General features: G+C 71.2%; 21 protein-coding genes. 4 read left to right on the forward strand and 17 right to left on the reverse strand.

All coding sequences use genetic code 11. The annotated features are described in order from the left end of the window. Entirely contained in the window at positions 1-1,311 is a 1,311-nt protein-coding gene (locus AC1ROY_RS05425) for an NtaA/DmoA family FMN-dependent monooxygenase (RefSeq protein ID WP_493147571.1), read from the reverse strand. Between the two features lie 154 nt (positions 1,312-1,465). Then, on the reverse strand, positions 1,466-2,338 hold the full coding sequence (locus tag AC1ROY_RS05430; protein WP_493147572.1) for an amidohydrolase family protein: 873 nt from the start codon (positions 2,336-2,338) through the stop codon (positions 1,466-1,468). 121 nt (positions 2,339-2,459) lie between these two features. Here AC1ROY_RS05430 and AC1ROY_RS05435 point away from each other — a divergent pair, with 121 nt between their 5' ends. Continuing rightward, the gene (locus AC1ROY_RS05435; protein ID WP_493147573.1) at positions 2,460-3,209 is read left to right on the forward strand and encodes an SDR family oxidoreductase; all 750 of its coding nucleotides are present in this window, start codon (positions 2,460-2,462) and stop codon (positions 3,207-3,209) included. A 67-nt stretch (positions 3,210-3,276) separates the two neighbouring features. Here the strand turns inward: AC1ROY_RS05435 and AC1ROY_RS05440 are convergent, their stop codons facing one another. The 14 genes from AC1ROY_RS05440 to AC1ROY_RS05505 all read right to left on the reverse strand — a co-directional run bounded on the left by AC1ROY_RS05440 (position 3,277) and on the right by AC1ROY_RS05505 (position 19,775). Further along, positions 3,277-5,559 (reverse strand): xanthine dehydrogenase family protein molybdopterin-binding subunit, encoded by a 2,283-nt coding sequence (locus AC1ROY_RS05440; protein WP_493147574.1) that lies wholly within the window; start codon positions 5,557-5,559, stop codon positions 3,277-3,279. Next, complete coding sequence (locus tag AC1ROY_RS05445; protein WP_493147575.1) at positions 5,556-6,545, reverse strand: FAD binding domain-containing protein; 990 nt, start codon at positions 6,543-6,545, stop codon at positions 5,556-5,558. The genes AC1ROY_RS05440 and AC1ROY_RS05445 overlap by 4 nt, the downstream gene beginning before the upstream one ends. Continuing rightward, positions 6,542-7,054, reverse strand: coding sequence for a 2Fe-2S iron-sulfur cluster-binding protein (locus tag AC1ROY_RS05450; RefSeq protein WP_493147576.1), 513 nt, complete (start codon positions 7,052-7,054; stop codon positions 6,542-6,544). The genes AC1ROY_RS05445 and AC1ROY_RS05450 overlap by 4 nt, the downstream gene beginning before the upstream one ends. Before the next feature lie 106 nt (positions 7,055-7,160). Continuing rightward, entirely contained in the window at positions 7,161-8,333 is a 1,173-nt protein-coding gene (locus AC1ROY_RS05455; RefSeq protein ID WP_493147577.1) for an NAD(P)/FAD-dependent oxidoreductase, read from the reverse strand. A gap of 40 nt (positions 8,334-8,373) precedes the next feature. Further along, positions 8,374-9,177 carry a crotonase/enoyl-CoA hydratase family protein gene (locus AC1ROY_RS05460; RefSeq protein ID WP_493147578.1) on the reverse strand — a complete coding sequence of 268 codons (804 nt, stop codon included), beginning with the start codon at positions 9,175-9,177 and terminating at the stop codon, positions 8,374-8,376. Continuing rightward, positions 9,178-10,179, reverse strand: a complete 1,002-nt coding sequence (locus AC1ROY_RS05465; RefSeq protein WP_493147579.1) for an acyl-CoA dehydrogenase family protein — start codon at positions 10,177-10,179, stop codon at positions 9,178-9,180. It lies immediately after the preceding gene. Beyond that, the gene (locus tag AC1ROY_RS05470) at positions 10,179-11,315 is read right to left on the reverse strand and encodes an acyl-CoA dehydrogenase family protein (protein WP_493147580.1); all 1,137 of its coding nucleotides are present in this window, start codon (positions 11,313-11,315) and stop codon (positions 10,179-10,181) included. The genes AC1ROY_RS05465 and AC1ROY_RS05470 overlap by 1 nt, the downstream gene beginning before the upstream one ends. A gap of 104 nt (positions 11,316-11,419) precedes the next feature. Next, positions 11,420-12,391, reverse strand: a complete 972-nt coding sequence (locus AC1ROY_RS05475; protein WP_493147581.1) for a Bug family tripartite tricarboxylate transporter substrate binding protein — start codon at positions 12,389-12,391, stop codon at positions 11,420-11,422. A gap of 75 nt (positions 12,392-12,466) precedes the next feature. Beyond that, positions 12,467-12,988: a nucleoside deaminase gene (locus AC1ROY_RS05480; RefSeq protein ID WP_493147582.1), complete on the reverse strand. Its 522-nt coding sequence runs from the start codon at positions 12,986-12,988 to the stop codon at positions 12,467-12,469. A gap of 2 nt (positions 12,989-12,990) precedes the next feature. Then, the gene (locus tag AC1ROY_RS05485; protein WP_493147583.1) at positions 12,991-13,959 is read right to left on the reverse strand and encodes a Bug family tripartite tricarboxylate transporter substrate binding protein; all 969 of its coding nucleotides are present in this window, start codon (positions 13,957-13,959) and stop codon (positions 12,991-12,993) included. Between the two features lie 100 nt (positions 13,960-14,059). Next, on the reverse strand, positions 14,060-15,187 hold the full coding sequence (locus tag AC1ROY_RS05490) for an APC family permease (protein ID WP_493147584.1): 1,128 nt from the start codon (positions 15,185-15,187) through the stop codon (positions 14,060-14,062). A gap of 252 nt (positions 15,188-15,439) precedes the next feature. Then, the gene (locus AC1ROY_RS05495) at positions 15,440-16,105 is read right to left on the reverse strand and encodes a maleate cis-trans isomerase family protein (protein WP_493147585.1); all 666 of its coding nucleotides are present in this window, start codon (positions 16,103-16,105) and stop codon (positions 15,440-15,442) included. After that, complete coding sequence (locus AC1ROY_RS05500) at positions 16,102-17,490, reverse strand: alkaline phosphatase PhoX (RefSeq protein ID WP_493147586.1); 1,389 nt, start codon at positions 17,488-17,490, stop codon at positions 16,102-16,104. Before AC1ROY_RS05500 ends, AC1ROY_RS05495 begins: the two co-directional genes overlap by 4 nt. Continuing rightward, positions 17,487-19,775 carry a molybdopterin-dependent oxidoreductase gene (locus tag AC1ROY_RS05505; protein WP_493147587.1) on the reverse strand — a complete coding sequence of 763 codons (2,289 nt, stop codon included), beginning with the start codon at positions 19,773-19,775 and terminating at the stop codon, positions 17,487-17,489. Before AC1ROY_RS05505 ends, AC1ROY_RS05500 begins: the two co-directional genes overlap by 4 nt. A 112-nt stretch (positions 19,776-19,887) precedes the next feature. On the opposite strand from AC1ROY_RS05505, the gene AC1ROY_RS05510 reads away from it, so the two are divergent. From AC1ROY_RS05510 to AC1ROY_RS05520, 3 genes are all read left to right on the forward strand, one after another. Next, positions 19,888-21,282: an aspartate aminotransferase family protein gene (locus tag AC1ROY_RS05510; RefSeq protein WP_493147588.1), complete on the forward strand. Its 1,395-nt coding sequence runs from the start codon at positions 19,888-19,890 to the stop codon at positions 21,280-21,282. After that, positions 21,279-22,466, forward strand: coding sequence for an O-antigen ligase family protein (locus AC1ROY_RS05515; RefSeq protein ID WP_493147589.1), 1,188 nt, complete (start codon positions 21,279-21,281; stop codon positions 22,464-22,466). The genes AC1ROY_RS05510 and AC1ROY_RS05515 overlap by 4 nt, the downstream gene beginning before the upstream one ends. Before the next feature lie 72 nt (positions 22,467-22,538). After that, positions 22,539-23,102, forward strand: a complete 564-nt coding sequence (locus AC1ROY_RS05520) for a hypothetical protein (protein ID WP_493147590.1) — start codon at positions 22,539-22,541, stop codon at positions 23,100-23,102. Positions 23,103-23,114: 12 nt separating this feature from the next. Here the strand turns inward: AC1ROY_RS05520 and AC1ROY_RS05525 are convergent, their stop codons facing one another. After that, on the reverse strand, positions 23,115-23,540 hold the full coding sequence (locus AC1ROY_RS05525) for a DUF6691 family protein (RefSeq protein ID WP_493147591.1): 426 nt from the start codon (positions 23,538-23,540) through the stop codon (positions 23,115-23,117). Position 23,541 lies beyond the last annotated feature (1 nt).

The following is a 23,541-nucleotide window of genomic DNA, read 5'->3' on the forward strand; positions in this document are numbered from 1 at the left end:
TCAACCGGGGTTGAGGAGGTTCTCCCGGAGCGTCTTCCCCGCATATTCCCGCCGGAAGACGCCGCGGCGCTGCAGCTCCGGCACCACCATCCGGCCGACATCCTCATAGGTCATGGGGAAGGTCGTCGGCGGGATCACGAAGCCGTCGCAGGCGCCGGACTTGAACCAGTCCTCCATCACGTCGGCGATCATCGCAGGCGTGCCGGCGAGCTGGCCGCGCGCCTTGCGCGCCGCCTCGGCGTAGCTGATGCCCTCCGCCTTCGCCCGCTGCGTCATGCGGTCGCGCGAGCCCTGCGAGCCGCTGGCACCCGCCCGCCGATCGGCTTCCTCCGGGCTCGGCACGTCGCTGAGGTCCACGCCCAGCAGGCCGGAATTGGAGGCCATCACCAGCTCCGGATCGACCAGCGATTCCACGAATTCCGCCTTCTCCTTCGCGATGGATTCCGTCTCGCCCACCACGACCGACAGCGTGGGCAGGATGGCGACGTCCGCGCGCGAGCGGCCGTATTTCGCGAGCCGCCGCTCCATGTCGGCACAGAACGCGATGCCGTCCTCCTTGGTCGCGACTGTGCAGAAGATCATCTCCGCCCAGCGCGCCGCGACGTCGCGTCCGCGGGGCGAGGAGCCCGCCTGCAGGATCACCGGCCGCCCCTGCGGCGTGCGCGGGATGGAGAGCGGCCCGCGCGTCTTCACATGCGGCCCGACATAGTCGACGTAGCGGATCTTGTTCGCGTCGGCGAAGACGCCGCTCTCGCGGTCCAGCACCAGCGCGTCCTCGTCCCAGCCGTCCCAGAGGGCGCAGCAAGCGGCCAGCACGTCCTCCGCCCGGTCGTAGCGCAGATCCTTGTCCGGCAGCGCGTCCATGCCGAAGTTGCGCGCCTCGGCCTCGTAGGAGGAGGTGACCACGTTCCAGGCCACGCGCCCCTTGCTGATCAGGTCGAGCGAGCCGAGGCTGCGGGCGAGCTGGTAGGGCTCGTAGAAGGTCGTCGAGAGCGTGGCGCCGAGGCCGAGATGCGTCGTCGCGCGCGCCATCAGCGGCAGCACGATCATGGGGTCGAGCAGGCTCGCCTGGCCGCCGCGGCCGATATAGTCGGCGAAGGTCCGGCGATAGACGTCGGGGATGCCGAGGCCGTCGGCGAAGAAGCCGCAGTCGAAGCGGGCGTATTCCAGCAGCCGGGCCAGGTTCTCCCAGCGCGAAGGCTCCCAGATGTCGTCGAGCGGCGCGGCCGGGTGGCGCCAGCCGCTGGCGAAGCTCGCGGTGGGGCCCGTCTTCAGATAGGCCACGAGATGCATCTTGCCGGGACGGCTCACGCGCAAAGTCTCCTCAGATCCGACGAAGGGTCGCGGGCCCGTGCCTAGCACCGTGCCCGCCGGCGGTCAGGACGGGCGCGGCCCGCCGATCACGCCGCGCGGGACGTGGGTGACCGATCCTTGGGCATGGAGCTGCGCGCTTCCTGAGCGTCGCTCAGAAGCGGTAGAGCTCTGCCGGGTTCGTCACCAGGATCTTTTCCCGGATGGCGGCGTCCGGCACCCAGTCGAAGAGCCAGTCCAGCAGCATGCCGTCGTCGGTCATCTCGGCCTGGGTGGCGAACTGCGTGTGCGGCCAGTCGGTGCCCCAGACGCAGCGCTCGGGCGCGGCGGCCACGAAGCGGCGCGCGACCGGCAGGAGGTCGTCATAGGGGGGCTTGCTGGAGCGGTAGCCGCTGATCTTCACCCAGACCTTGCCCGTCTCCAGCAGGCGCAGCGCGGTCTCCAGCTCCTCGCTCTCCGGCCCGAGGGCCGCGTCGACGCCGGCCATATGGTCCAGCACCAGCGGCACGGGCAGCTTCGCGAGCTCGGGCGCCAGCTGCTTCAGCAGCGGCCCCTTCATGTAGAGCTGCAGGTGCCAGCCGAGGCTCTCCACGCGGCGCGCCATGCTCTCGATCTGCTCCAGCGGCGTACCGTTGCCGCTCACCACGTTGAAACGCATGCCGACGGCGCCCTCGTCGGAAAGGCGCTCCAGCTCGGCCGGCATCACGCCCTCGTCCACCACGACGACGGCGCGGGCCGTGTCGCGGCCGAAGCGCGCGACGGCGTCCATGGTGACGCGGTTGTCGGTGCCGTAGACGCTGGCCTGCACCACCACGCGGCGGTCGAGGCCCAGGGTCTCGGCCATGTCGAGGTAGTGCTCGATCGAGGCCGGCGGCGGCGTGTAGGGCCGCTCATGGCTCATCGGGAAGCGCCCGTAGGGGCCGAAGATGTGGAAGTGGCTGTCGCAGCTTCCGGGCGGCGCCTTGTGGCGGGGCTTGTGCGTCTTCGCGTTGGCGGGGACGCAGGTGTAGGTGAGGTGCGTTTCCATGGGGTGAGATTGCGAGGATCGCGCGCCCGACGCAATCTTGCGCCGCACACGCGCCCGGTCCGATCCGGGCGCCGAATTCGGCGTCCGGTGAATCGGCCCGGCAACAAGTGAGGGACGTTACATGAGCAAAGTAGCTGTCGTGACGGGGGCGAGCACGGGCATCGGGCGGGCTTCCGCGCTGGGCCTGCTGAAGGCGGGCTATCGCGTGGCGCTGGTCGCGCGGCGCCAGGAGGCGCTGGACGAGACGGCGCAGATGGCGGGCGCCAATTCCGGCAATGCCATGCCCGTCGCGACCGACGTGGCCTCGCCGGAGGGCGTGGCGAAGCTCTTCGCGGACGTGAAGTCCAAGTGGGGCCGCTGCGACCTGCTCTTCAACAATGCCGGCATGGGCGTGCAGGGCTTCCTGCTCGAGGACCTGCCGGTGGAGAAGTGGCTGCAGGTGGTGAACGTGAACCTCACGGGCTCCTTCCTCTGCGCGCAGCAGGCCTTCCGGATGATGAAGGAGCAGACGCCGCAGGGCGGGCGCATCATCAACAACGGCTCGATCTCGGCGCACACGCCGCGGCCGGACAGCGTGGCCTATACGGCGACGAAGCACGCGATCACCGGCCTCACCAAGTCGCTGATCCTGGATGGGCGGAAGTACAACATCGTCGCCGGCCAGATCGACATCGGCAATGCGGCGACGAACATGACGGCGCGCATGACCAAGGGCGTGAAGCAGCCCAATGGCGAGATGGTGGTCGAGGCCACGATGGACGTGCAGAACGTGGCGAACGCCATCGTCTTCATGGACAGCGTCACACCGGAGGCGAACGTGCCCTTCCTGACGATCAAGGCCTCGCTGATGCCGTGGGAAGGCCGCGGCTGAGTCTACGGTGGTGCAGGGAACATGAGGTTCCTGCCGGGTAACGCGAGGGGCAGCGCCCATCGCCGGGTCAGAGCAGCTTGTCCAAGGTGATCGGCAGCTCCCTCACCCGCTTCCCGGTCGCGTTGTAGACGGCGTTCGCGACCGCCGCGCCGACTCCCGTGATCCCGATCTCGCCGATCCCGTGCACGCCCATGGGGCTGTGCGGATCGGGGATGTCGTTCCAGATCACGTCGATGACGGGCACGTCGAGATGCACCGGCACGTGATACTCGGCCAGCGACGGGTTCATGATGCGCCCGCTCCGTTCGTCGAACAGCGTCTCCTCGGTCAGCGCCAGGCCGAGGCCCATGATGATGCCGCCGCGGAACTGGCTGGCCGCCGTCTTGGGATTGATGATGCGCCCCGTATCGAAGGAGCCGAGCCAGCGTGACACACGGGTCTCGCCGGTGACGTCATTGACCCGTACCTCGCAGAACTGCGCGGCATAGGAGTGCATGGAGAATTTCATCGACTCCGTGGGCTGGGATGCGGCCGCCTCGGCCGCGATCTCGTCCCGGGCCGCGCGCCGCAGGATGGAGACGTAGCTCTCGCAGCGCGAAGGGTCGTCGCGGCGGCAGAGGCCGCCGTCGCGGAACTCGACCTCCCTGGCCTTGAGGCCGGCCAGCGGGGAATCGTTGCCGGCCAGCTTCAGGAGATCCTTCAGCAGCACCTCGCTCGCCGCGACGACGGCGGCGATGATGGAGGCCGTCTGCGAGGAGCCGCCGGCCATGGTGCCCGGGGGCAGCGCCGTGTCGCCGTATTCGAAGGTGACCTTGTCGAAGGGCAGTCCGAGCCGCTCGGCGGCGTGCTGCGCCTGGGCGGTGGCGGTGCCCATCCCCATCTCGTGGCTCGCCATCTGAACGATGGCATGGCCGTCGGCGGTGATGCGGATCCGCGCCGAGCCGCCGGGCATGCGGTAATAGGGATAGGTGCCGGTGGCGACGCCCATGCCGATGAGCCACTCGCCCTCGCGCCGGGCGCGCGGGGTCGGGTCGCGCCGGTCCCAGCCGAAGGCCTCGGCGCCGCGGCGATAGGCCTCGACCATGTGGCGCGAGGAGAAGGCCAGGCCGGAGGTCGGGTCCTTCCCGGGCTCCAGCCGGCGGCGCAGCTCCACGGGATCCAGAGCGAGCTGCTCGGCGAGCTCGTCGACCGCGCATTCCAGGGCGAAGGTGCCGATGGACTCGCCCGGCGCGCGCATGAAGGTGTTCGCGACCATGTCCAGATCGACGACCTTCTGGGACAGCAGGAAGGACTTCGCCGCGTAGAGGTGGCGCGCGGGAAAGGTGAACTGCTCGGGGCAGTCGTTGTGCGCGGTCATGCCGGCGATGCCGGTGTGGATCAGGGCGGCGAGCGCGCCGTCCTTTGCGGCGCCGAGGGCCACGCGCTGCTCGGTGAGGGTGCGGCCGCCGGTGGCGCGGAAGACGCCCTCGCGCGAGAGGGCCAGGCGGACGGGCCGCCCCACCTCCCGCGCGGCCGCGACGGCCAGAATGTGGTGGCTCCAGACGGCCTTGTTGCCGAAGCCGCCGCCCACGAAGGGGGAGAGGATGCGGATCTTCTCCGCCGCGATGCCGAAGGTCGCGGCAAGCGTCGAGCGCGTCAGCGTCAGCATCTGCGTGGTGTCGTGGACCGTCAGCTCGTCGCCGCTCCAGATGACGGTGACGGCGTGCGGCTCGATGGCGCAGTGGTTGTGGCGGGGCGTGCGGAATTCGCGGTCCACGCGGAATTCCGAGCCGGCCAGCGCCGCCTCGGCGTCGCCAATGGCGATCTTCGCGGGCTCGCCGAGCACGGAGGCGGGTTCGCGGGCCCTGGAGCGGGCCTCGTCGAAGCAGACCTCGGCGCGCGCGGTCTCATAGGTCACCTCGATGAGCGAGGCGGCATGGTCCGCCTGCTCCTGCGTTCCGGCGATCACGATGGCGACGGGCTCGCCGTTCCAGTGGATGCTGTCGTCCTGCATCACCGGCAGCTTGCTGGCAGCAGCGCCCGTGGCATCCATCATCATGACCGGCGGCGGGGACATCCGCGGCGCATTGCGATGGGTCATGACCAGCAGCACGCCCGGCGCGGCCTCGGCCGCCGCGGTGCCGATCTCGGCGATCCGGCCGCGCGCGATGCCGCTGTAGGCCAGCGCCGCATAGGTCATGCCCTCGACGGCGACCTCCGCGGCGAAGCGCGCCCGGCCCATCACCTTCAGCGTGCCGTCGCGACGCGGCAGGGGCTGGCCGACCACGCGATGCGCGTCGATCAGCGCATCGGTCGCCTTGGCCGGCATGAGGCGGATGGCCGCCTTCACGGCGCTCTGGACGATGCTCATCGGGCGTCTCCCCGGGCGAGCTCGCCGAGTGTGGCGGTGATGGTCCGGCAGGCCAGCTCGACCTTGAAGCCGTTATGCGCGAGCGGCGCGGCATCCTCCATCTCGGCCTCGGCCGCCTGGCGGAAGCTGACTTCGGAGGCCGGCTTGCCGCGCAGCGCCGCCTCGGCTTTCCAGGCACGCCACGGCTTGTGCGCCACGCCGCCGAGCGCGAGCCGGACGTCACGAACGAGGCCGTCCCGCACGTCGATCGCCGCGGCGACCGAGACCAGCGCAAAGGCGTAGCTGGAGCGGTCGCGGACCTTGCGGTAGGTCGAGCTCGCGGCGAAGGGCTGCGACGGCAGCTCGATGGCGGTGACGAGCTCGCCAGGCTGCAGCTCCGTCTCGATGTCGGGGCGGCCGCCGGGCAGGCGGTGGAAGTCCACGAGCGGCAGGCTGCGCTTCCCGCCGGGACCTTCGATGTGCACGACGGCATCCAGCGCCGCCAGCGCCACGCACATGTCGGAGGGGTGGGTGGCCACGCAGGCCGGCGAGGCGCCGAGGACCGCATGGATGCGGTTGAGCCCGTCGACGGCGTCGCAGCCGGCGCCCGGCCTGCGCTTGTTGCAGCGCGCGGCGTCGTCGTAGAAATAGTAGCAGCGCGTGCGCTGGAGCAGGTTGCCGCCGACGCTCGCCATGTTGCGGATCTGCCCCGAGGCCCCGGACAGGATGGCCCGCGCCAGCACCGGGAATCGCGCGCGGACCGCGCGGTCATTCGCGACCGCCGTGTTCTTCACGCCGGCGCCGATGAGGATGCCGCCATCCTCCCGCGCCTCGATCCCACGCGACAGGCCTGCGACATCGATCAGCTTCACCGGCCGCTCGATCGTCTCGCGCATCAGGTCGACCAGATTGGTCCCGCCGCCGAGATACTTGGCCTGCGGCGCGGCGCCCGCGAGACGCACGGCTTCGGCGGCGTCGGCGGCGCGTGCATAGCCGAACTCCATCATGCCACGCGCTCCCTCTCCCCGAAGGTGGACAGGATCGCCTCGACGATGCCGTTATGCGCGCCGCAGCGGCAGAGATTGCCGCTCATGCGCTCGCGCAGCTCGTCATGGGTGAGGTCGACGGAGTCGGCGCTCAGGTCGCCGGTGACCGCGCTCGGCAATCCGCGCTCCAGCTCGCCGGCCATGCCGATCGCCGAACAGATCTGCCCGGGCGTACAGTAGCCGCACTGGAAGCCGTCACACGCGATGAAGGCCGTCTGCAGCGGGTGCAGCGCCTGCTCCGTGCCCAGTCCTTCGATGGTGGTGATCGACCGGTCCTCGTACTGCACGGCCAGGGCGAGGCAGGAATTGATCCGCTCGCCCTCCACCAGCACGGTGCAGGCTCCGCAGGCGCCCTGGTTGCAGCCCTTCTTGCTGCCGGTGAGCCCGAGCGTCTCGCGCAGCATGTCGAGCAGCGAGGTTCGCAGATCCAGGGCCAGGTCATGGTCCTGTCCATTGACGATGAAATGCATGGCCGGCGCTCCCCGGGTCGCGACCGGGGAGCGCCGATGCGCCATGCCTCGGTCCTGCGTGGACGGTACGCGGCTCTAACGGCGGAACGGGGGGAAGGTTACGCGGTCAGTAGACCAGCGCCTCATGGATCGGCCGGCCCGCGGGGATGCGCTCGTAGCCCAAGGGGCTGAGGTCGAGCGAGACGTAGCGGCCGTGCAGCAGCAGCTCGGCCACGCCGCGGCCCGTCGCGGGGGAATGCATCACGCCATGGCCGGAGAAGCCGTTGGCGAAGAGGAGGTTCGTGACCTCGGGGTGCGGGCCGATCACGCCGTTGTGGTCGAAGAGGTTCATCTCGTAATGGCCCGCCCAGGCGCTCATCAGGCGCAGGCTTTCCAGGGCGGGGATCCGGTGCGCGAGGGCCGGCCAGACCTTCTCCTCGAAGAGGTAGTGGTCGGGCTCGAAATCCTCGCCCGCATCGGGATCGCGATCCTCGTCGGGGAGCGCGCTGCAGATGAAACCGTCGCCCTCCGGCCGGATGGCGATGCCGGAGCTGTCGAAGACGAAGGGCAGCCCCTTGTTCGGCAGCGGCGCACGGATGACGAACATGGTGCGCTTGCGCGGCCAGACCGGAAGCTCGCAGCCGGCCATCGCGGCGATCCGGCCCGCGGAGGGGCCCGCGGCATTCACGACGCTGCCGCAGGCCCAGACCGCGCCGCTCGCCAGCCGCACGCCCTCGATCCGGCCATGCGTCACGTCGAAGCCGGTGACCTCCTCGTCGATGAATTCGGCACTCATGCGCTTGGCCTGCGCGCGCAGCATGCGGAGCAGCATATAGGCGTCGAACCAGCCCTCGCCGGCGAGGCCGAGCGTTGCGCCCGCCAGATCCTCCACGTTCAGCCAGGGGAAGCGGCGCGCGAGACCCTCCTGGTCCAGCCAGGCGATGTCCGAGCCGAGCTGCCGAAAGGTCGCGTGGCAGCCGCGCAGGTTCTCGACGCGCGCCGCGTCGGCCAGCAGCAGATAGGCGCTGTGCACCAGCGCGATCTCGCCGTCGTCGCCGAAGCGGTCCTTCAGCCCGTCGAGGAAGGCGAAGGAGAATTGCGACATCTGCGTGCTGACCGGCGTAGTGAACTGCTGCCGGATGGAGGCGGCCGAGCGCGCGGTGGAAGCGAACTGGTAGGAGGGGTCCTTCTCGAAGACCACGATGCGGCCGGTGAAACCGAGCTCCCGCAGGAAGAAGGCCGTGGCGCAGCCGATCACGCCGCCGCCCACGATGATGATGTCCGCCACCTGCCGCGCCATCGACGAGCCTTCTGCCTGAAGGCGACAGCCTAGCCAGGGCTCACCGGCCGGTGAAGGTCGCCTGCCGCTTTTCCAGCATCGCGTTGACGGCTTCCTTGTGGTCCGCGGTCTCCTGCGCGATGGCCTGGTAGGCGGCCGACAGCTCCAGCGTCGAGGCCAGCGACATGTGCTGGCCCTCGCGCAACAGGCGCTTGGTCATGCGCAGCACCTGCGGCGGGTTCTTCGTCACGCGCGCGGCCAGCTCCTTCGCGGCGGACATCAGCTCCGCATGCGGCATGACGCGCGAGACAAGGCGCGCGGCCAGCCCCTGCTCGGCATTGAGCGGATCGCCCGTGAAGGACATCTCGGCGGCCATGGCCAGGCCCACCGCGCGCGGCAGCAGCCAAGCGCCGCCGTCGCCTGGGACGATGCCGACGCGCACGAAGCTCTCCGCGAAGATGGCCTTCTCGCTGGCGATGCGCATGTCGCACATGCAGGCGAGGTCGAGGCCGGCGCCGATCGCAGGGCCGTTGATCGCGGCGATGGTCGGCAGGTCCAGCTCCCACAGCGCCAGCGGGATGCGCTGGATGCCGCGGCGATAGTTCTCGCGCATCACGGCGGCGCCGTCGGCCGCCATGATGCCGGTGCGGTCGCGCATGGCCTTGAGGTCGCCGCCGGCGCAGAAGGCGGGGTCCGCGCCGGTGACGATGACGCAGCGGACGGAGTCGTCGCGCGCGATGCGCCGGCAGGCGGCCTCGACCTCGTCGCAATCGGCGAAGCTGGAGATGGCGTTGCGGCGCTCGGGCGCGTTGAGGGTGAGCGTGACGACCGGGCCGTCCTGCTCGATCTTGAGGAAGTCAGCCATCTATTCGGTTCCTTGGGGATCTCGTGCGGTCAAATCGGGCCAGAGCTGCGCGCCGCCGCGGGCGAGCGCCGCCCGGCCGATCTCGGCGGCCCAAAAGCGTTCCGTGCCACCCTCCTCGCGCCAGGACCAGAGCCGGCGGGTGAAGTGGTGCAGCTCGTGCTCCTCGGTGATACCGATGGCGGCGAAGACCTGGTGCGCGGTGGCCGCGCCCAGCGTCGCGGCCTCGCCGGCGATGATCTTCGCGCAGCCGATCTCGAAGGCAGCGCCCGAGAGCCCATGCGCATCCACGGCCCGCGCGGCCTGGCTCACGGCGACGCTGGCGGCGGCGACCTCGCCGGCCATGGCGGCGAGCTGCTGCTGCACCGCCTGGAACTTGCCGATGGGCCGGCCGAACTGCTTTCTCGTGTTCGCCCAGTCCACGGTCAGCGCCAGCACGCGCTCCAGCGCGCCCGCGATCACCGAGGACCGGATCAGCGCCCGGCCGAGCAGCCCGGCGCGCGGCCCGAACTGGTTGGGCAGCAGCGCACGCGCGATGCGCGGGCCGGGGGCCGCCGCGTCACGCGGCTCGCGGCCGATATTCCCGGCAAGGCTGGCCTCGCCGGGCTCGTGCAGCGCGACGGTGCCGCCCTCCAGCAGCACGATCCGCGAGACGTGGCGGCCATAGGGCACCGCCGCGGTGCCGCAGGCGAGGCCGAGCGGCCCCTCCGGCACCTCGATCCCGGCGCTGGCCAGCAGCGCCGCGGCCAGCATGGTCTCGGCGACGGGGGCCGGCGCGCCGTGGCGGCCGAGCACCTGCCAGATCGCGACCGCATCGCCCCAGGTCAGGCCGACGCCGCCGGCCTCCTCGGGCACCAGCCCGAGGGCGAGCCCCTGCGCCTCCAGCCCGGCCCAGAGCTCCGCGGGCCACTCGCCGGCCTCGATCCGGCGCAGCAGCGCGACGCCGCCGGCATCGCCGATGAGGCGGTCCACCTGCTCCGTGAGGATCGAGCGCAGGTTCGTCATCAACGAAGCCCCAGATCGCGCGCGATGATGCCGCGCAGGATCTCGCGCGTGCCGCCGCGCAGGCTGAAGGTGGGCGCGAGCTGGGCCAGCACGCCCAGCATCTCCTGCAGCTCCGGTGGCCTGTCGCCGGGGTCGAGCAGGTTGCGCAGATGCTCGGGCAGCGCCTGCTCGAAGAGGTTGCCGGCATCCTTCACCAGCGCGGCCTCCACCTGCGGCGATTCGCCGCGCTCCAGCATCCCGCCGACCGAGAGCGACATACCGCGCAAGGTCGCGAGACGCGCGACCATGCGGCCGATCGTGACCTCCGCGCCCGGCTGCGGCGCCGCGTTCAGCGCGTCGATGCCGGCGGCGAGCGCCGGGAAGGAGGAGAGGTAGCGGTCCGGCCCGCTGCGCTCGAAGCCGAGCTCGGAGGTGGCCTGGGCCCAGCCGGCGCCCTCCTGTCCCAGCAGGTCGTCGGGCTTCAGGCGCACCTCGTCGAAGGTGACCTCGTTGAAGCTGTCCTCGCCGGCGAGGTCGCGGATCGGGCGGATGGTGATGCCGGGCAGCGTCAGGTCCACCAGGAACTGGGAAAGCCCCGCATGGCGCGAGCCGCCCTCGGGCGCGGGCGAGGTGCGGACGAGGGCGATCATGAAGTCGCTCTTGTGCGCGAAGGTCGTCCAGATCTTCCGGCCGTTCAGCACCCAGCCGTCGGAAGTGCGCTCCGCCCTGGTGCGCAGGCTCGCAAGATCGCTGCCGGAATCCGGCTCGGAGAGGCCGATGCAGAAGGCCAGATCGCCGGCGGCGATGCCGGGCAGGATGCGCATCCGCTGGTCCTCGGTGCCGAGGCGCAGAATCAAAGGCCCCGACTGCCGGTCGCCGATCCAGTGCGCGCCGACGGGGGCGCCGGCCGCCAGCATCTCCTCCAGCACGACGATGCGCTCGAGGCTGCTGCGCTCGTGGCCGCCGTACTGCTTCGGCCAGGTCATGCCGATCCAGCCGCGCTCGCCGACCTGCCGCGAGAATCCGCGGTCGAAGCCCATCCAGGAGCGCGCGCGCGTCGCCGGCGACCAGTCGCGGCCGGCATCGGCCAGGAATTCGCGCAGTTCCCCGCGCAGCGCCTCGGATTCCGGCGGTGTGTCCGGCAGGTCAAATCGCATCCGGCTTCCTCCTGCCGCGCAGGCTAGACGGGCCGCGTTGCCAGGGCGACCCCCCGCCCATGACCCCGCCGCGATGCGAGGAGACGAAGCATGGAGGCGGCGTGCTACTGCAGCGTGATCCTGAGCTGCCGGATCATCCCGCCGATCTCGTTCACGTCGCGCGCCACGAAATCCGTGAACTCCGCCGGCCCCAGGGGCCGCGGCACGATGGCATGCTCCTGCAGCCGCGCCAGCATCTCCGGCGCCCGCAGCGCCGCCATCACCTCGGCGTTCAGCCGCTCCACCACGGCGTCAGGCAGTCCCGCCGGGCCCGACACGCCGAACCAGTTCTCCGCCTGCAGATAGGGGAAGCCCTCCTCGCGCGTGGTCCGCATCCTGGGCGCGGCGTCGCTGCGCTGCCGGCTCGCCACCGCGAGGCCGCGCAGCCGCCCGGCGGCGAACTGCTCGATGTATTGCGGCAGGGTGTCGAAGGCGATCGGGACCTCGCCGCTCAGCAGGTCCGGCAGCAGCGGGATGCTGCCCCGATAGGGGATGTGGTTCAGCCGCAGCCCCGCCTGCCGCTGGAACAGCTCGCCCAGGATATGACCCACCGAGCCGTTGCCCGAGCTGCCGAAGCTCGGCGGCCGCGGCTGCGCATGGGCCCAGGCGATCAGGCCCGCAAGGTCGGTCGCGGGCACGATCCGGGGATTCACCAGGATCACCACCGGCGCGGCGCCGATATAGGTGACATGGGTGAAGCTGGTCAGCGGGTCGTAGCCCGCCTGCGGATAGAGCGGCGGCGAGGTGGTGATCGCCGCCGAATTGGAGAGCATCAGCGTATAGCCGTCGGCCGGCTGCTGCGCGACATGGAGCGCGGCCGGCGTGCCGCCCGCCCCCGCCCGGTTCTCCACGACGAAGCGCTGCCGCAGGGCGAGGGTCAGCTGCTCGGCCAGCACGCGGGCCACGATGTCGGAGGAGCCGCCCGGCGGAAAGGTGACGACGATCCGCACCGGCCGCGTCGGCCATGGCTGGGCGATGGCATGCCCGCCGATCAGGCAGGCCAATGCCACTAGCAGGGGCAAAAGGAACCGATTCACGTTCGAATCCCGGGAAGCCGCTGGGGACCAGCAGGAAACATGCCGAAGAAAGTATGCCGGCGCGGAAAGGTCCGGCTAGACCGGTTTCCGTTGCATGTCGGCGACAGTCGCCGCTCCGGCCGCCCAGCCGTCCAGCACCGCCACGGCCTCCGCCACCAGCGCCTGGCGCGTCGCGATCCGTCCGGCGCCGATCGGCGCGCCGGCCTCGCGACGCAGTTCGGCCACGTCACCGCCGCGGCGGATCGTCTTCGGCACGCCCGCCAGCGCCTCCTCGCTGTCCGCGAGCGAGGCCGCATAGACCACGCGCGAGATGCCGGTGACGTGCATCGCGGCGACGCAGAGCGCACAGGGCTCGCAGGAGCTGAAGACCGTGCAGCCCGTGAGGTCCAGCGTGCCGAGCTTCGCGCAGGCGTCTCGGATCGCCTCGGTCTCGCCATGCGAGGTCGGGTCGAAGCGCACGGCCGAGTGGTTGAACCCCTCGCCCAGGATCACGCCGTCGCGCACCACGACGGCGCCGAAGGGCTCGCAGCCGGGCGTGGCAGCGGCCTCGGCCGAGAGCGCGATGGCGCGGCGCAGAAAATCCTCGTCGGTGGCCATGGTCAGTCGTTGGTGATTCCCATGGAGCGCACCGTAGCACCAACCGTGTTCACCTGGTTCTGCACGAAGGTCACGAAATCCGGCTGGCTCATCTGGCCCGAGACGATGCCGACCGTGGCCAGCCGCTCCTGGAAGGCCGGGGTCTGCAGGACCGCCGTCGTCTCCGCATGCAGCCGCTCGACGATGGCCGGCGGCAGCCGTGCCGGGCCGGTCAGGCCCAGCCAGTTGAGCGCGATCAGGTTGGGCAGCCCGGCCTCCACCGTGGTCGGCACCTCCGGCACGCTGGGCTGGCGCTGGGGCGAGGTCACGGCATAGGGCCGCAGCCGGCCGGCGCGGATGTTCTCCACATTCTCCGGCAGCGTGTCGAAGGAGAGCAGGATGGAGCCGCCCAGGATGTCCGCCTGCATGGGCTGCGAGCCGCGGTAGGGCGCGTGGTTCAACGGTATGCCCGTCTGCTGCGTGAACATGGTGCCCACCACATGGCCGACCGAGCCGATGCCCGAGGTGCCGTAGGTCACCGGCGCGGGCTGGGCGCGCATCCAGGCCATCAGCCCGGCCATGTCGGTGGCGGGCACGGAGAGGTTGGTCACCACCACCATCGGCGTGGAGCCGAGATAGGCGATGTGGGTGAAGGAGGTGACGGGGTCGTAGCCCGGCGCGCGGTAGAGCGGCGGCGAAGTCACGATCGGCGCGGTGTTGGAGAGCATCAGCGTGTAGCCGTCGGCCGGCTGGGTCGCGACGTGCTGCGCGGCCAGCGTGCCGCCGGCGCCGGGCCGGTTGTCCACCACCACGCGCGCGTTGAGCTTCGGCCCGAGCGCATCGGCCAGCACGCGGGCGACGATGTCCGACGAGCCGCCGGGCGGGAAGGTCACGACGATCCGGATGGGCCTCGTGGGCCAGGACTGGGCAGAAGCCTGCCCGCCGATCAGGCAGGCGAATGACGCAACGAGCGGCAACAGGTAACGCAGCATGTCGGACCCTCCCGGAGAGGAGGGGAGCTGAGCAGGAAGCGTGCCGCCCGGACCCATGGACCATTGAGGCGCGTGCGATCGCGGGGAATGCCCGCGGGCCTCACAGCTCGGCCACCACATCGCGCGGCCGGACCACCGCGTAGAGCAGGAGGATGCCGGCCAGGACCGCACCGGCCAGGGCAGGCGCGCGCCAGTCGCCGGTGCCGACCCGGTTCACCAGGAGGGTCAGGCAGACCAGGGCGCCCGAAGCCGGGACCAGCTGCGGAATCTCGAACCCGCCGCGGGGCTCGCCCGGCCGCCGCTGCAGGACCAGCAAGGCGAGGTTGACGCAGGTGAAGACGGCCAGCAGCAGCAGCACCGTCGCCGAGGCCAACTGCGCGATATTCCCCGCCAGCATCAGCACGACCAGCACGACGAACAGCGCCGCGATCGCGATGTGGGGCGTGTGCGTCCTCGGATGGACCCGCCCCAGCGCCTCGGGCAGCAGGCCCTGCCGGGCCATCCCATAGGCGAGGCGCGAGGCGGTGACGTAGTTGAGCAGCGCCGTGTTGGCGACGGCGAAGATCGTGACCGCCACGTAGATCCAGTTGGGCAGCCAGGGTGCGGCCCTGTGCATCACCTCGGCCAGCGGGCCGGACGCCACGGCCAGCTCGCGCCAGGGCACGACCGAGACGGCAACGATCGCGACGGCCATGTACAGGACCGTCGCCACCAGCATCGCGGAGATGATCCCGATGGGGATGGTGCGGTGCGGATCCTGGCATTCCTCGGCGACGTTGAGCGTGTCCTCGAAGCCGATGAAGGCGAAGAAGGTGAGGATCGCGCCCTGGAGCAGCAGGCTGGCCCCGATGCCGTCCGGACCCGGCGTCTCCAGCAGGTCCGCCTGCCCCAGCCAGGGCAGCCCCACGGCGATCACCAGCAGCAGGCCCCCGGCCTCGATCACGGTGCAGAGCATGTTCATCCACATGCTTTCGCGCATGCCGCGCAACACCACCCCGGCGACCAGCAGCAGGAAGCCGAAGGACAGCAGCACCGGCGGGATGCCCGGCAGGTCGACCAGGCGCAGCAGGTTCTCGGCCACCACGCGCGACTGCGTGGCGACCGAGGTGAGCCCCGACGCCATGACGGCCAGGCCCACCATCCAGGTCAGCAGCGGCCGGTGAAAGCTGCGCTGCGTGACGAAGGCCGCACCCCCGGGCCCGCGGGTAGCGCGAGCCGAGCGAGGCATAGGAGAGGCCGGTGAGCAGGGCCGCCACCATGGCCACGGCGAAGCCGAGCCACACCGCCGCGCCCAGCTGCCCCGCCGCCTGGCCGATCAGGCCGTAGATGCCGGCGCCGAGCATGCCGCCGAGCGTATAGGCGAAGAGCTGCATCGGGCCGAGGCTGCGGCGCAGGCCCGGCGGCTCGGTGGCGGGTTGCGTATCGGGCAAGGCGTTTCCTCCGGCTGACGCTTTCCGGCCATCCGGCGATACCGGCGGAGCTACGCCGCCATCATCGCCAGCCCCGCCTGCACGCCCAGCACCGTCGCGTCCCAGACTGGCCTGCCGCCGAACTCCACGCCGATGACGGGCAGCGGATAATTGGTGCACCAGCCGAGCAGCACGTCGCAATGCGGCGCCACGCGCCCGGCCTGGGCCAGGATCTCGGCGCGCGGGACCCCGGCGTAGGAGAGGTTGTCGCTGAGACCGAGATGGTCCTCGGCGCTGATGAGCCAGCCGCGCGAGGCAAAGGCGTCCATCAGCCGGCGCTGGTAGGCGTCGTTGTAGGGCGTGACCAGGCCGAGGCGCACGGGCCTGCGCGCCATCGCCGCCTCCAGCGCGAGACCGGAGGTGGTGGACGGGATGCCCGTCGCCGCCGTGATGCGCGCGCAGAGGTCGCGGTCGTGCTGCAGGCCGATCACGCCGCCTTTGCTGCCGTTCCAAAGGATCAAGTCCGGCCGCGCATGGCTCAGCAGCTCAGCGGCGCGGAGCATGGCTTCCAGGTCGTAGCTGTCGGGAAACGGATCGCGCCCGCCATGGACGGGAATCCGGGAAAAGATGGGCAGCACGTCCAGCCGGTCGCGCAGCAGCGCCTGCGTGACCGCCTCCACCACCGTGTTGCCCGAGGGCGTGATGGTGGCGAGGATCTTTCCGCCGCTGAGGTTCATCCGCGCGCGAGCGAGAGCAGCGCCGAGCGCGGCGGCACGCCCGGCTCGAATTCCGGCCAGCGCGTGGAGGGCCGGTCGAAGGTGGCGCCCCGCTCGGCGCCCGGCCGGCGTGCGACGGTGAAGATGACGCGCCCGTCCGGCGAGGCCGCCGCGCCGCCGATCCCGGCCGCGCGCGGCGCGCCGTAGATCGGGCGCGTGCCGGCATCGTCCATCAGCCAGAGCGTCTGCGCGGTGGGGCCCACCACGCCATCCGTGTCCGTGCCGAGCATCAGCCCGCCGCGCGCATCCACGGACACGGTGCGGACGGCGCCGAGCCGGCTCGTGTCGTGCCGGCGCACGGACATGCTCGCGGCGCCGGGATCGCCGCCGTCCGGCAAGAGCGACATGGCGCCCAGCCCGCCGCAGAAAACCAGCCGGTTGCCGGTCGTGTCCCAGGCGAGGCCGGAGGGCGTGTCGAAGGGCGTGCCGCCGGCCGCGCGCGCGGATTCCGGCGGGTTGGAGGCGTCGGCCAGCGGGACCCAGGTGAGGCTGCCGCCCCGGATCTGCGCGACGGCAAGCGACCCGCCCTCCAGCGGCGCGCCGCCGGCCGCGGGGCCGGAGGAGAGGTAGCGGAAGAGGTAGCCGCCCGAGCCGCGCTCGGCGACGAAGACCACCGCCTGGCCGCTGCGCGCCAGCGCCGCCGCCGAATCGGCCTTGGGGAAGCGGCCGATCGCGGTGTGCTTCACCGGGATGGATTGCGGGTCGAGCGGGTCGAGCTCCACGAGCCAGCCATAGGCCTCGGGATGGCCGAGGCCGAGGCGTTGGATCCAGGGCCTCGGGTCGCCCTCGGTGAGCAGCAGCGAGCCCCAGGGCGTCGCGCAGCCGCCGGTCACGGCGATGAGCCCGCGCAGCGCGCCGCCCGTCTCGGTGGCGAGCGGGCCGCTGGCCCGGCAGAGGTTGGAGGCCGTCAGCCGGCGCGACTGGAAGCCGCCGTCGATCACGATCCAGCGGCCGGCCTGGAGCTCCACGTTGAGCAGCGAGGCGCCCTGCATGGCGCCCGCGACCTCGGGCCGGTCGATCCCGCCGGGGAAGGCCATGGCGGCCTCGACCGTCGGATGCGCAATGGCCAGCACGCCGCGCGGCACGCGGTCGGCGGCGAGCGGCGGGATGACGATGTCGGCGAGGCGCGCATCCCAGCCGAACTGCGCGGCGGCGCCCTCGACATCGACGGTGCGCGGGTCCCAGGGGGGCGCGTCGAAGGTGACGCGGTCGCCCCAGCGCATCAGCACGCCGCGGCGGAAGCCGGGGGCGACGCTGTCGTCCTGCAGGACGGGGAAGGCGGATTGAGCCGACGCCAAGGCCGGAAGCAGCGCGGGCGCGGCGAGGAGGCTGCGACGGGAAATCATGCCGGCATCTCCTCGATGGCGGGCGGGACATGGGCGCGGACGGGCGGCAGCAGCCCCTCCCAGGCCTCGATGCGGACGAGGCAGGATTGCGCGGAGGGGCCCTGGGTCAGCGTCGAGGTGCCGATATCGGCGGTCAGGACGTTGGGGTTGCCATGGACGCAAAGGCTACCAGGCACGCCGGGCTCCAGCGGGTCGAACCAGGCGCCCGTGGCCAGCAGGACCACGCCGCGCGCGAGGCGGTCGTCGCAGCGCACACCGGCGAGGCAGGCGCCGCGCGTGTTGAAGACGCGGACCACCTGGCCGGCTTCCAGCCCGCGCGCCTTCGCGTCCTCGGGGTGGATGATGAGCGGCTCGCGGCCCTGGATCTTGTCGCGGGCCGCGATCGGCCCTGGGTCGAGCTGCGAGTGCAGGCGGGTCGGCGGCTGATAGCTCAGCAGGTGCAGCTCGTCCGGCGCGGCATTGCCGAGGTATTCCCGCGGCGGAATCCAGGTGGGCAGGCCCGGGCAGTCGGCATGGCCGAAGCCGGCGATGGTTTCGGAATAGAGCTCCACCTTGCCCGAAGGCGTGTCGAGCGGATGTGTCTCCGGGTCTTTCTGGAAATCTGCGAATTGCGTGAAGGCCTCGCCCTTCCCGATGGGCGGCATCTCGACGTGGCCGTATTCCCAGAAGGCATCGAAATCCGGCGTCTCGAAGCCCATGCGGGCGCAGGCCTGCTGCCAGCGGCCGTAGAGGTGGCGCAGCCAGGCGCCCTCGTCGCGCTGCTCGGTGAAGCGGTCGCGGAAGCCGCCGGCATCGGCGAGGTCGGCCAGGATGTCGTGGTCGTTGCGGGCGAGGCCCAGGGGCCTGATCGCCTGGTGCATCGCGCGGATGAAGCGGTCGCGCGAGGAATGGCCGATGTCGTTGCGCTCGAGCGTGGTGGTGGCCGGCAGCACGATATCGGCATGGCGGGCCAGCGCGGTCCACCAGGGCTCCTGCACCACGATGGTCTCGGGGCGCGCCCAGGCGCGCAGCAGGCGGTTGAGGTCCTGGTGGTGGTGGAAGGGATTGCCCCCTGCCCACCAGACCATGCGGATGTCGGGCAGCGGCAGCTTGCGGCCGTTGTAGTCGAGCGTGCCGCCGGGCCGCTCCAGCAGCTCGGTGATGCGGCCGACGGGGATGAAGCTGCTAACCGGGTTGCGCGAGGCCGGCAGCGAGATGCCCGGCATCTCCTTCCGCGGATTGCCGATGCCGCCGGAGGAGCCATAGCCGAAGGCCACCCCCTGCCCCGGCTTGCCGATATTGCCGAGCGCGGCCGCCAGCGCGATCAGCGCCCAGTAGGGCTGCTCGCCGTAATCGGCGCGCTGCAGCGACCAGGAGGCGGTGAGCATGGTCGGCTGGGCCAGGCAGCGCTCGGCCAGCTCGCGGATCGTGGCGGCCGGGATGCCGGTGATATCAGCGGCCCATTCGGGCGTCTTGTCCGCCAGCGTCGGCTCCAGCCTGTCCCAGCCCACGCAATGGGTGGCCAGGAAGGCGCGGTCCTCGCGGCCGATTCTCACGATGTGGTTGATCATCGCCAGGATCAGCGCCGTGTCGGTGCTCGGGCGGATGGGCACGAACTCGGCCGCCAGCGCGTCCTCGGTGTCGGCGCGGTAGGGCGAGATGTTCACGATGACAACGCCCGCCGCGACGGCCGCGCGCATGTTCGGCCCGTAGGTGTTGGCCGCGCTGCCCGAGGTCACATAGCCGTTCTTCGCCGCCAGCCCGCCGAAGCAGAGCATCAGCTTCGCGTTCTCGGCGATGGCCGCCCAGTCCGTCATGCGGCCGAGAAAGACCTCGTTGGTGCCCATGAGGTGCGGCATCAGCGCCTGCGCCGTCGCATAGGAATAGGCGTTCACGGAGAAGCTGTAGCCGCCGCCCAGGCCCAGGAAGCGCTGGAGCTGGCTCTTGGCATGGTGGAAGCGCCCCGCGCTCGACCAGCCGTAGGAGCCGCCGTAGATCGCGGCGTCGCCGTGCTCGGCCCGGACGCGGGCGGTCTCCTCGGCGACGAGGCGGATCGCGTGGTCCCAGCTCACGGGAACGAAGGGATCGCCGCCGCGCAGATGGCCGCGGCGCCGGCCTTCGAGCCAGCCCTTGCGGACATAGGGCCGGTCGATCCGCGCCTCGCTATGGACCGTGGCGGGGACGGATTCGATCAGCGTCGCCGGCACCGGGTCCTGCGCGAAGGGGCGGACGCCGACCAGGCGGCCATTCTCGGTGATCGCGTCGAAGAAGCCCCAATGGGCGGCGTGCGGCTTGATCTCGGTCATGCCGGCCAGAATGCCCGGAAATGCGCAGCGCGCGAAGCGGGACACGGTCGGCTTCGGGTTCCAAGACAGGCCCCGGAGGCGTAGGGTGCAAGGATTCTGCAAGGATGGCCCGATGACTCCCCCGCGCAATTCCAATGCCGCCCGCGATATCGCGAATTTCCTGCATCCCATGACGGATGCCCGCGCCCATGAGCAAAACGGTCCGCTGGTGATCACCCGCGGCAAGGGCGTGCGGGTCTTCGACGACCAGGGCAATTCCTACATCGAGACGGTGGCGGGCCTCTGGTGCGCCTCGCTGGGCTTCGACAACGAGCGGCTGGTCGAGGCCGCTACGAAGCAGATGAAGCAGCTGCCCTTCTACCATGCCTTCACCGGCCGCAGCCACGAGCCGGCGATCGACCTCGCGGAGATGCTGATCGAGCGGGCCCCGGTCCCGATGAGCAAGGTGTTCTTCTGCAACTCGGGCTCCGAGGCGAACGACACCGCGATCAAGATGATCTGGTACTTCAACAACGCCGTCGGCCGGCCCGAGAAGAAGAAGATCATCGGCCGCCTCAAGGGCTACCACGGCATCACGGCCGCCGCCGCCTCGGTGACGGGCCTGCCGGCGAACCACAAGCTGTTCGACCTGCCCTTCCCGGGCTTCCTCCACACGATGACGCCGCATTTCTACCGCGAGGGCCTGCCGGGCGAGACCGAGGAGCAGTTCGCCACCCGTTGCGCCGAGGCGCTCGACGCTCTCATCGTGGAGCAGGGGCCGGAGACGGTCGCCGCCTTCTTCGCCGAGCCCGTGATGGGCGCCGGCGGCGTGCTCGTGCCGCCCGCCACCTACTACGAGAAGATCCAGGCCGTGCTGAAGAAGCACGACGTGCTCTTCGTGGCCGACGAGGTCATCTGCGGCTTCGGCCGCACCGGCGAGTACTGGGGCTGCCAGACCATGGGCATCCAGCCGGACATCCTGACCTGCGCCAAGGCGCTCAGCGCCTCGTTCCTGCCGATCTCGGCGGTCATGATCAACGACCGGGTCTACCAGGGCCTGGCCGACGGCTCGCACAGCATCGGCACTTTCGGCCACGGCTTCACCTATTCGGGCCATCCGGTGCCGGCCGCCGTCGCGGTCGAGACGCTGAAGATCTACGACGAGATGGACCTCGTCGGTCACGTGAAGAAGGTGGCGCCGGTCCTGCAGGACGGGCTGCGCAGCCGCTTCGCCGACCATCCGCTGGTGGGCGAGGTCCGCGGCGTTGGCCTGATCGGGGCGATCGAGCTGGTGGCGGACAAGGCCACGAAGAAGAGCTTCGATCCCGCGCAGAAGATCGGGCCGCGCTTCTCGAAGATCGCCGAAGGCCACGGGCTCATCATGCGGGCCCTGCCGGGCGACGGCATCGCCTTCTCGCCGCCGCTGATCATCACGGCGGAGGAGATCGTCGAGATGCTCGACCGGTTCGGCAAGGCGCTGGACGAGCTTTCGGTGCAGCTCCGCCGTGAGAGCCTCGTCGCGGTGTGATCTCGCCGAATTGGGCGCTGGCGGCGGCGCTCGCCGTCGCGCCCTTCGCGGTGGTGCTGCAGAACCGGGTGATGGCGCCGATCGCGCTGGCGGGCATGGCGGGTTGTGTCGTGCTGGGCTGGCTGCGGGGATGGCGGCCCTCCGGCGTGCCGGCGGTGGCCTGGCCGGCGATCGGCCTGCTGGGCTGGATGGCGGTCTCGGCGCTCTGGGCGCCGGATGCGGGGCGCGCGCTGGACGGGATGGCGCGACTGGGCCTTTCCGTCGCGCTCGCGATCCTGGCGGCGGATGCGCTGCGGCACGAGGCGCCCTCGCCGCTTCTGGCCCGCGCCGCGGCGATCGGCGTCGCGGTCGGGATCGCCGCTGCAGGCTTCGACCATTTGAGCGGGAACGCGCTGCGGGGCGCGGTGCGCGGGCTGCCGGCCTGGGACGTCACCCTTTCCTTCGGACTGAAGAACGCGGCGGCCATCCTGGCGCTGCTGCTGCCGCTCGGCGTCTTCGCGCCCCGGCTGCCGGTCTGGCCGCGCGTGGCGCTGGGCGTGATCGGCGGTGCCGTGGTGCTGATGCTGCCGGGCGACAGCGCCAAGATCGCGGTGCTGGCCGGGCTTGCGGCCGGCCTGGCAGGACAGTTTCTCCCGCGCCTGACGCGCCGGGGGCTGGCGATTCTGGCCGTGGCCGTGGTGATCGGGCTGCCCTGGATGGTGCAGGCGGTGCTGCCGCTCGATGCCGGCCGCCTGCCGGAATCGGCCGCGCACCGGCTGCTGATCTGGGACTTCGTCAGCGAGCACATCGCGCAACGCCCGCTGCTCGGCTGGGGCATGGACAGCAGCCGCGCCATCCCCGGCGGCACCGGCCATCCGGATACCGCCATGCTGGCGGCCTTCGGGCTGGCGGCGAAGAGCGACTGGTTCTCCTACGCGCAGCTCCTGCCGCTGCATCCGCACAACCTTGCGCTGCAGGTCTGGCTGGAGCTCGGCACGGTCGGCGCGGTGCTGATGGCCCTGCTGCTGGCGATGGCGGCGCTCCGGGCCGAAGGGGCCGCGGCCTGCGGCGCCTTCGCCGCCGGTCTCGTCATCGCCATGCTCAGCTACGGCGCCTGGCAATACTGGTGGGTCGCCGGCCTTCTACTGGCGGCCGTCGCCGCCCGCGCGATCGGGACTGTCGAGGCCAATACGCACGCGCAATAGTTGCATGCCTTGAAATGCATTTCGAGTATCGATAGCGTCCAGCTCCAGAACATCAGGGAGCCGGATCCTTTCATGACCTATGCCCAGTCCATGCCGCGATCCATTGCGGCCGCGATCGTCCAGGTCGTGGCCGACGACGCGGAATGCCGTCGCTTCATCCCCGAGGTCTCGCCCTTCTTCCTGGCGCAGCGCGGTGCCGGCGGCCTGCGCAACTTCGTGAACATGAGCGCCGAGGGCGCCGCCTGGGTCGGGGTCAAGGCCGTCGAGCTGGTCGGCGCGAAGCCCGATGCCACGAAATACGCCAAGGACTACTGGGAGAAGCAGGGCGTGGAGCAGGCCTGCACCAACATCGCCGCCGTGACCGATGCGGCGATATCAGCGGCCATCCAGCGCAAGCGCATCCCGCAATGGGTGAAGGCGGCGAGGCCCGTGAGCCGCGTCCCCTCGCGCGACAACCACGTGCTCGCCGACCACACCGCCACCGGCATCGATACGGCCGACGGCAAGACCTATGTCTTCGACTGGCACGCGACGCTGATGCTGCGGAACCCGCTCATCAGCCGCAGCCTGGCGGAGTGGGAGCGCGGCGACGACCACTACCGCTCCGCCTTCAGCACCTTCCAGGGCTGGGGCTGAGCGCGGCCCCCCTCAGGCGCGCCGTGCGAGCCAGCGGGCGACGGCCATGCCCGCCAGCATCGCCAGGACGAAGAGCGCGGCCTTCGTCCCGCCGCTGGCCAGGGCCGTGAGGGCCGGCCCGGGACAGAAGCCGGCCAGCCCCCAGCCGATCCCGAAGATCGCCGGCCCCAGGAGGATCCGCGCCTCGATGGCCGTGGCGGCCGGCCAGTGGAAGGCGTCGCCGAAGAGCGGCCGCCGCAGCCGACGGATCATCCGGAAGCCCAGGAAGGCCACGGCGACCGCCCCGGCCATGACGAAGGCCAGGCTCGGATCCCAGCCGCCGGCGGGGATGGCGCCCAGGTCCAGGAAGGCCAGGACCTTGGCCGGATCGGACATGCCGGAGACGATCAGCCCGAGGCCGAAGACGAGGCCCACCAGGAAGGCGGCGAGGGCGGCCATG

The sequence above is a fragment of the Roseococcus sp. GW821-FHT12F05 genome (assembly GCF_058806835.1).

What these genes read in the sequence shown, in the direction of transcription:
- AC1ROY_RS05430 (WP_493147572.1), bottom strand. Translation starts at nt 2,338, where the DNA reads ATGGAAACGCACCTCACCTACACCTGCGTCCCCGCCAACGCGAAGACG.
- AC1ROY_RS05435 (WP_493147573.1), top strand. Translation starts at nt 2,460, where the DNA reads ATGAGCAAAGTAGCTGTCGTGACGGGGGCGAGCACGGGCATCGGGCGG.
- AC1ROY_RS05440 (WP_493147574.1), bottom strand. Translation starts at nt 5,559, where the DNA reads ATGAGCATCGTCCAGAGCGCCGTGAAGGCGGCCATCCGCCTCATGCCG.
- AC1ROY_RS05445 (WP_493147575.1), bottom strand. Translation starts at nt 6,545, where the DNA reads ATGATGGAGTTCGGCTATGCACGCGCCGCCGACGCCGCCGAAGCCGTG.
- AC1ROY_RS05450 (WP_493147576.1), bottom strand. Translation starts at nt 7,054, where the DNA reads ATGCATTTCATCGTCAATGGACAGGACCATGACCTGGCCCTGGATCTG.
- AC1ROY_RS05455 (WP_493147577.1), bottom strand. Translation starts at nt 8,333, where the DNA reads ATGGCGCGGCAGGTGGCGGACATCATCATCGTGGGCGGCGGCGTGATC.
- AC1ROY_RS05460 (WP_493147578.1), bottom strand. Translation starts at nt 9,177, where the DNA reads ATGGCTGACTTCCTCAAGATCGAGCAGGACGGCCCGGTCGTCACGCTC.
- AC1ROY_RS05465 (WP_493147579.1), bottom strand. Translation starts at nt 10,179, where the DNA reads ATGACGAACCTGCGCTCGATCCTCACGGAGCAGGTGGACCGCCTCATC.
- AC1ROY_RS05470 (WP_493147580.1), bottom strand. Translation starts at nt 11,315, where the DNA reads ATGCGATTTGACCTGCCGGACACACCGCCGGAATCCGAGGCGCTGCGC.
- AC1ROY_RS05480 (WP_493147582.1), bottom strand. Translation starts at nt 12,988, where the DNA reads ATGGCCACCGACGAGGATTTTCTGCGCCGCGCCATCGCGCTCTCGGCC.
- AC1ROY_RS05485 (WP_493147583.1), bottom strand. Translation starts at nt 13,959, where the DNA reads ATGCTGCGTTACCTGTTGCCGCTCGTTGCGTCATTCGCCTGCCTGATC.
- AC1ROY_RS05490 (WP_493147584.1), bottom strand. Translation starts at nt 15,187, where the DNA reads ATGCCTCGCTCGGCTCGCGCTACCCGCGGGCCCGGGGGTGCGGCCTTC.
- AC1ROY_RS05495 (WP_493147585.1), bottom strand. Translation starts at nt 16,105, where the DNA reads ATGAACCTCAGCGGCGGAAAGATCCTCGCCACCATCACGCCCTCGGGC.
- AC1ROY_RS05500 (WP_493147586.1), bottom strand. Translation starts at nt 17,490, where the DNA reads ATGATTTCCCGTCGCAGCCTCCTCGCCGCGCCCGCGCTGCTTCCGGCC.
- AC1ROY_RS05505 (WP_493147587.1), bottom strand. Translation starts at nt 19,775, where the DNA reads ATGACCGAGATCAAGCCGCACGCCGCCCATTGGGGCTTCTTCGACGCG.
- AC1ROY_RS05510 (WP_493147588.1), top strand. Translation starts at nt 19,888, where the DNA reads ATGACTCCCCCGCGCAATTCCAATGCCGCCCGCGATATCGCGAATTTC.
- AC1ROY_RS05520 (WP_493147590.1), top strand. Translation starts at nt 22,539, where the DNA reads ATGACCTATGCCCAGTCCATGCCGCGATCCATTGCGGCCGCGATCGTC.
- AC1ROY_RS05525 (WP_493147591.1), bottom strand. Translation starts at nt 23,540, where the DNA reads ATGGCCGCCCTCGCCGCCTTCCTGGTGGGCCTCGTCTTCGGCCTCGGG.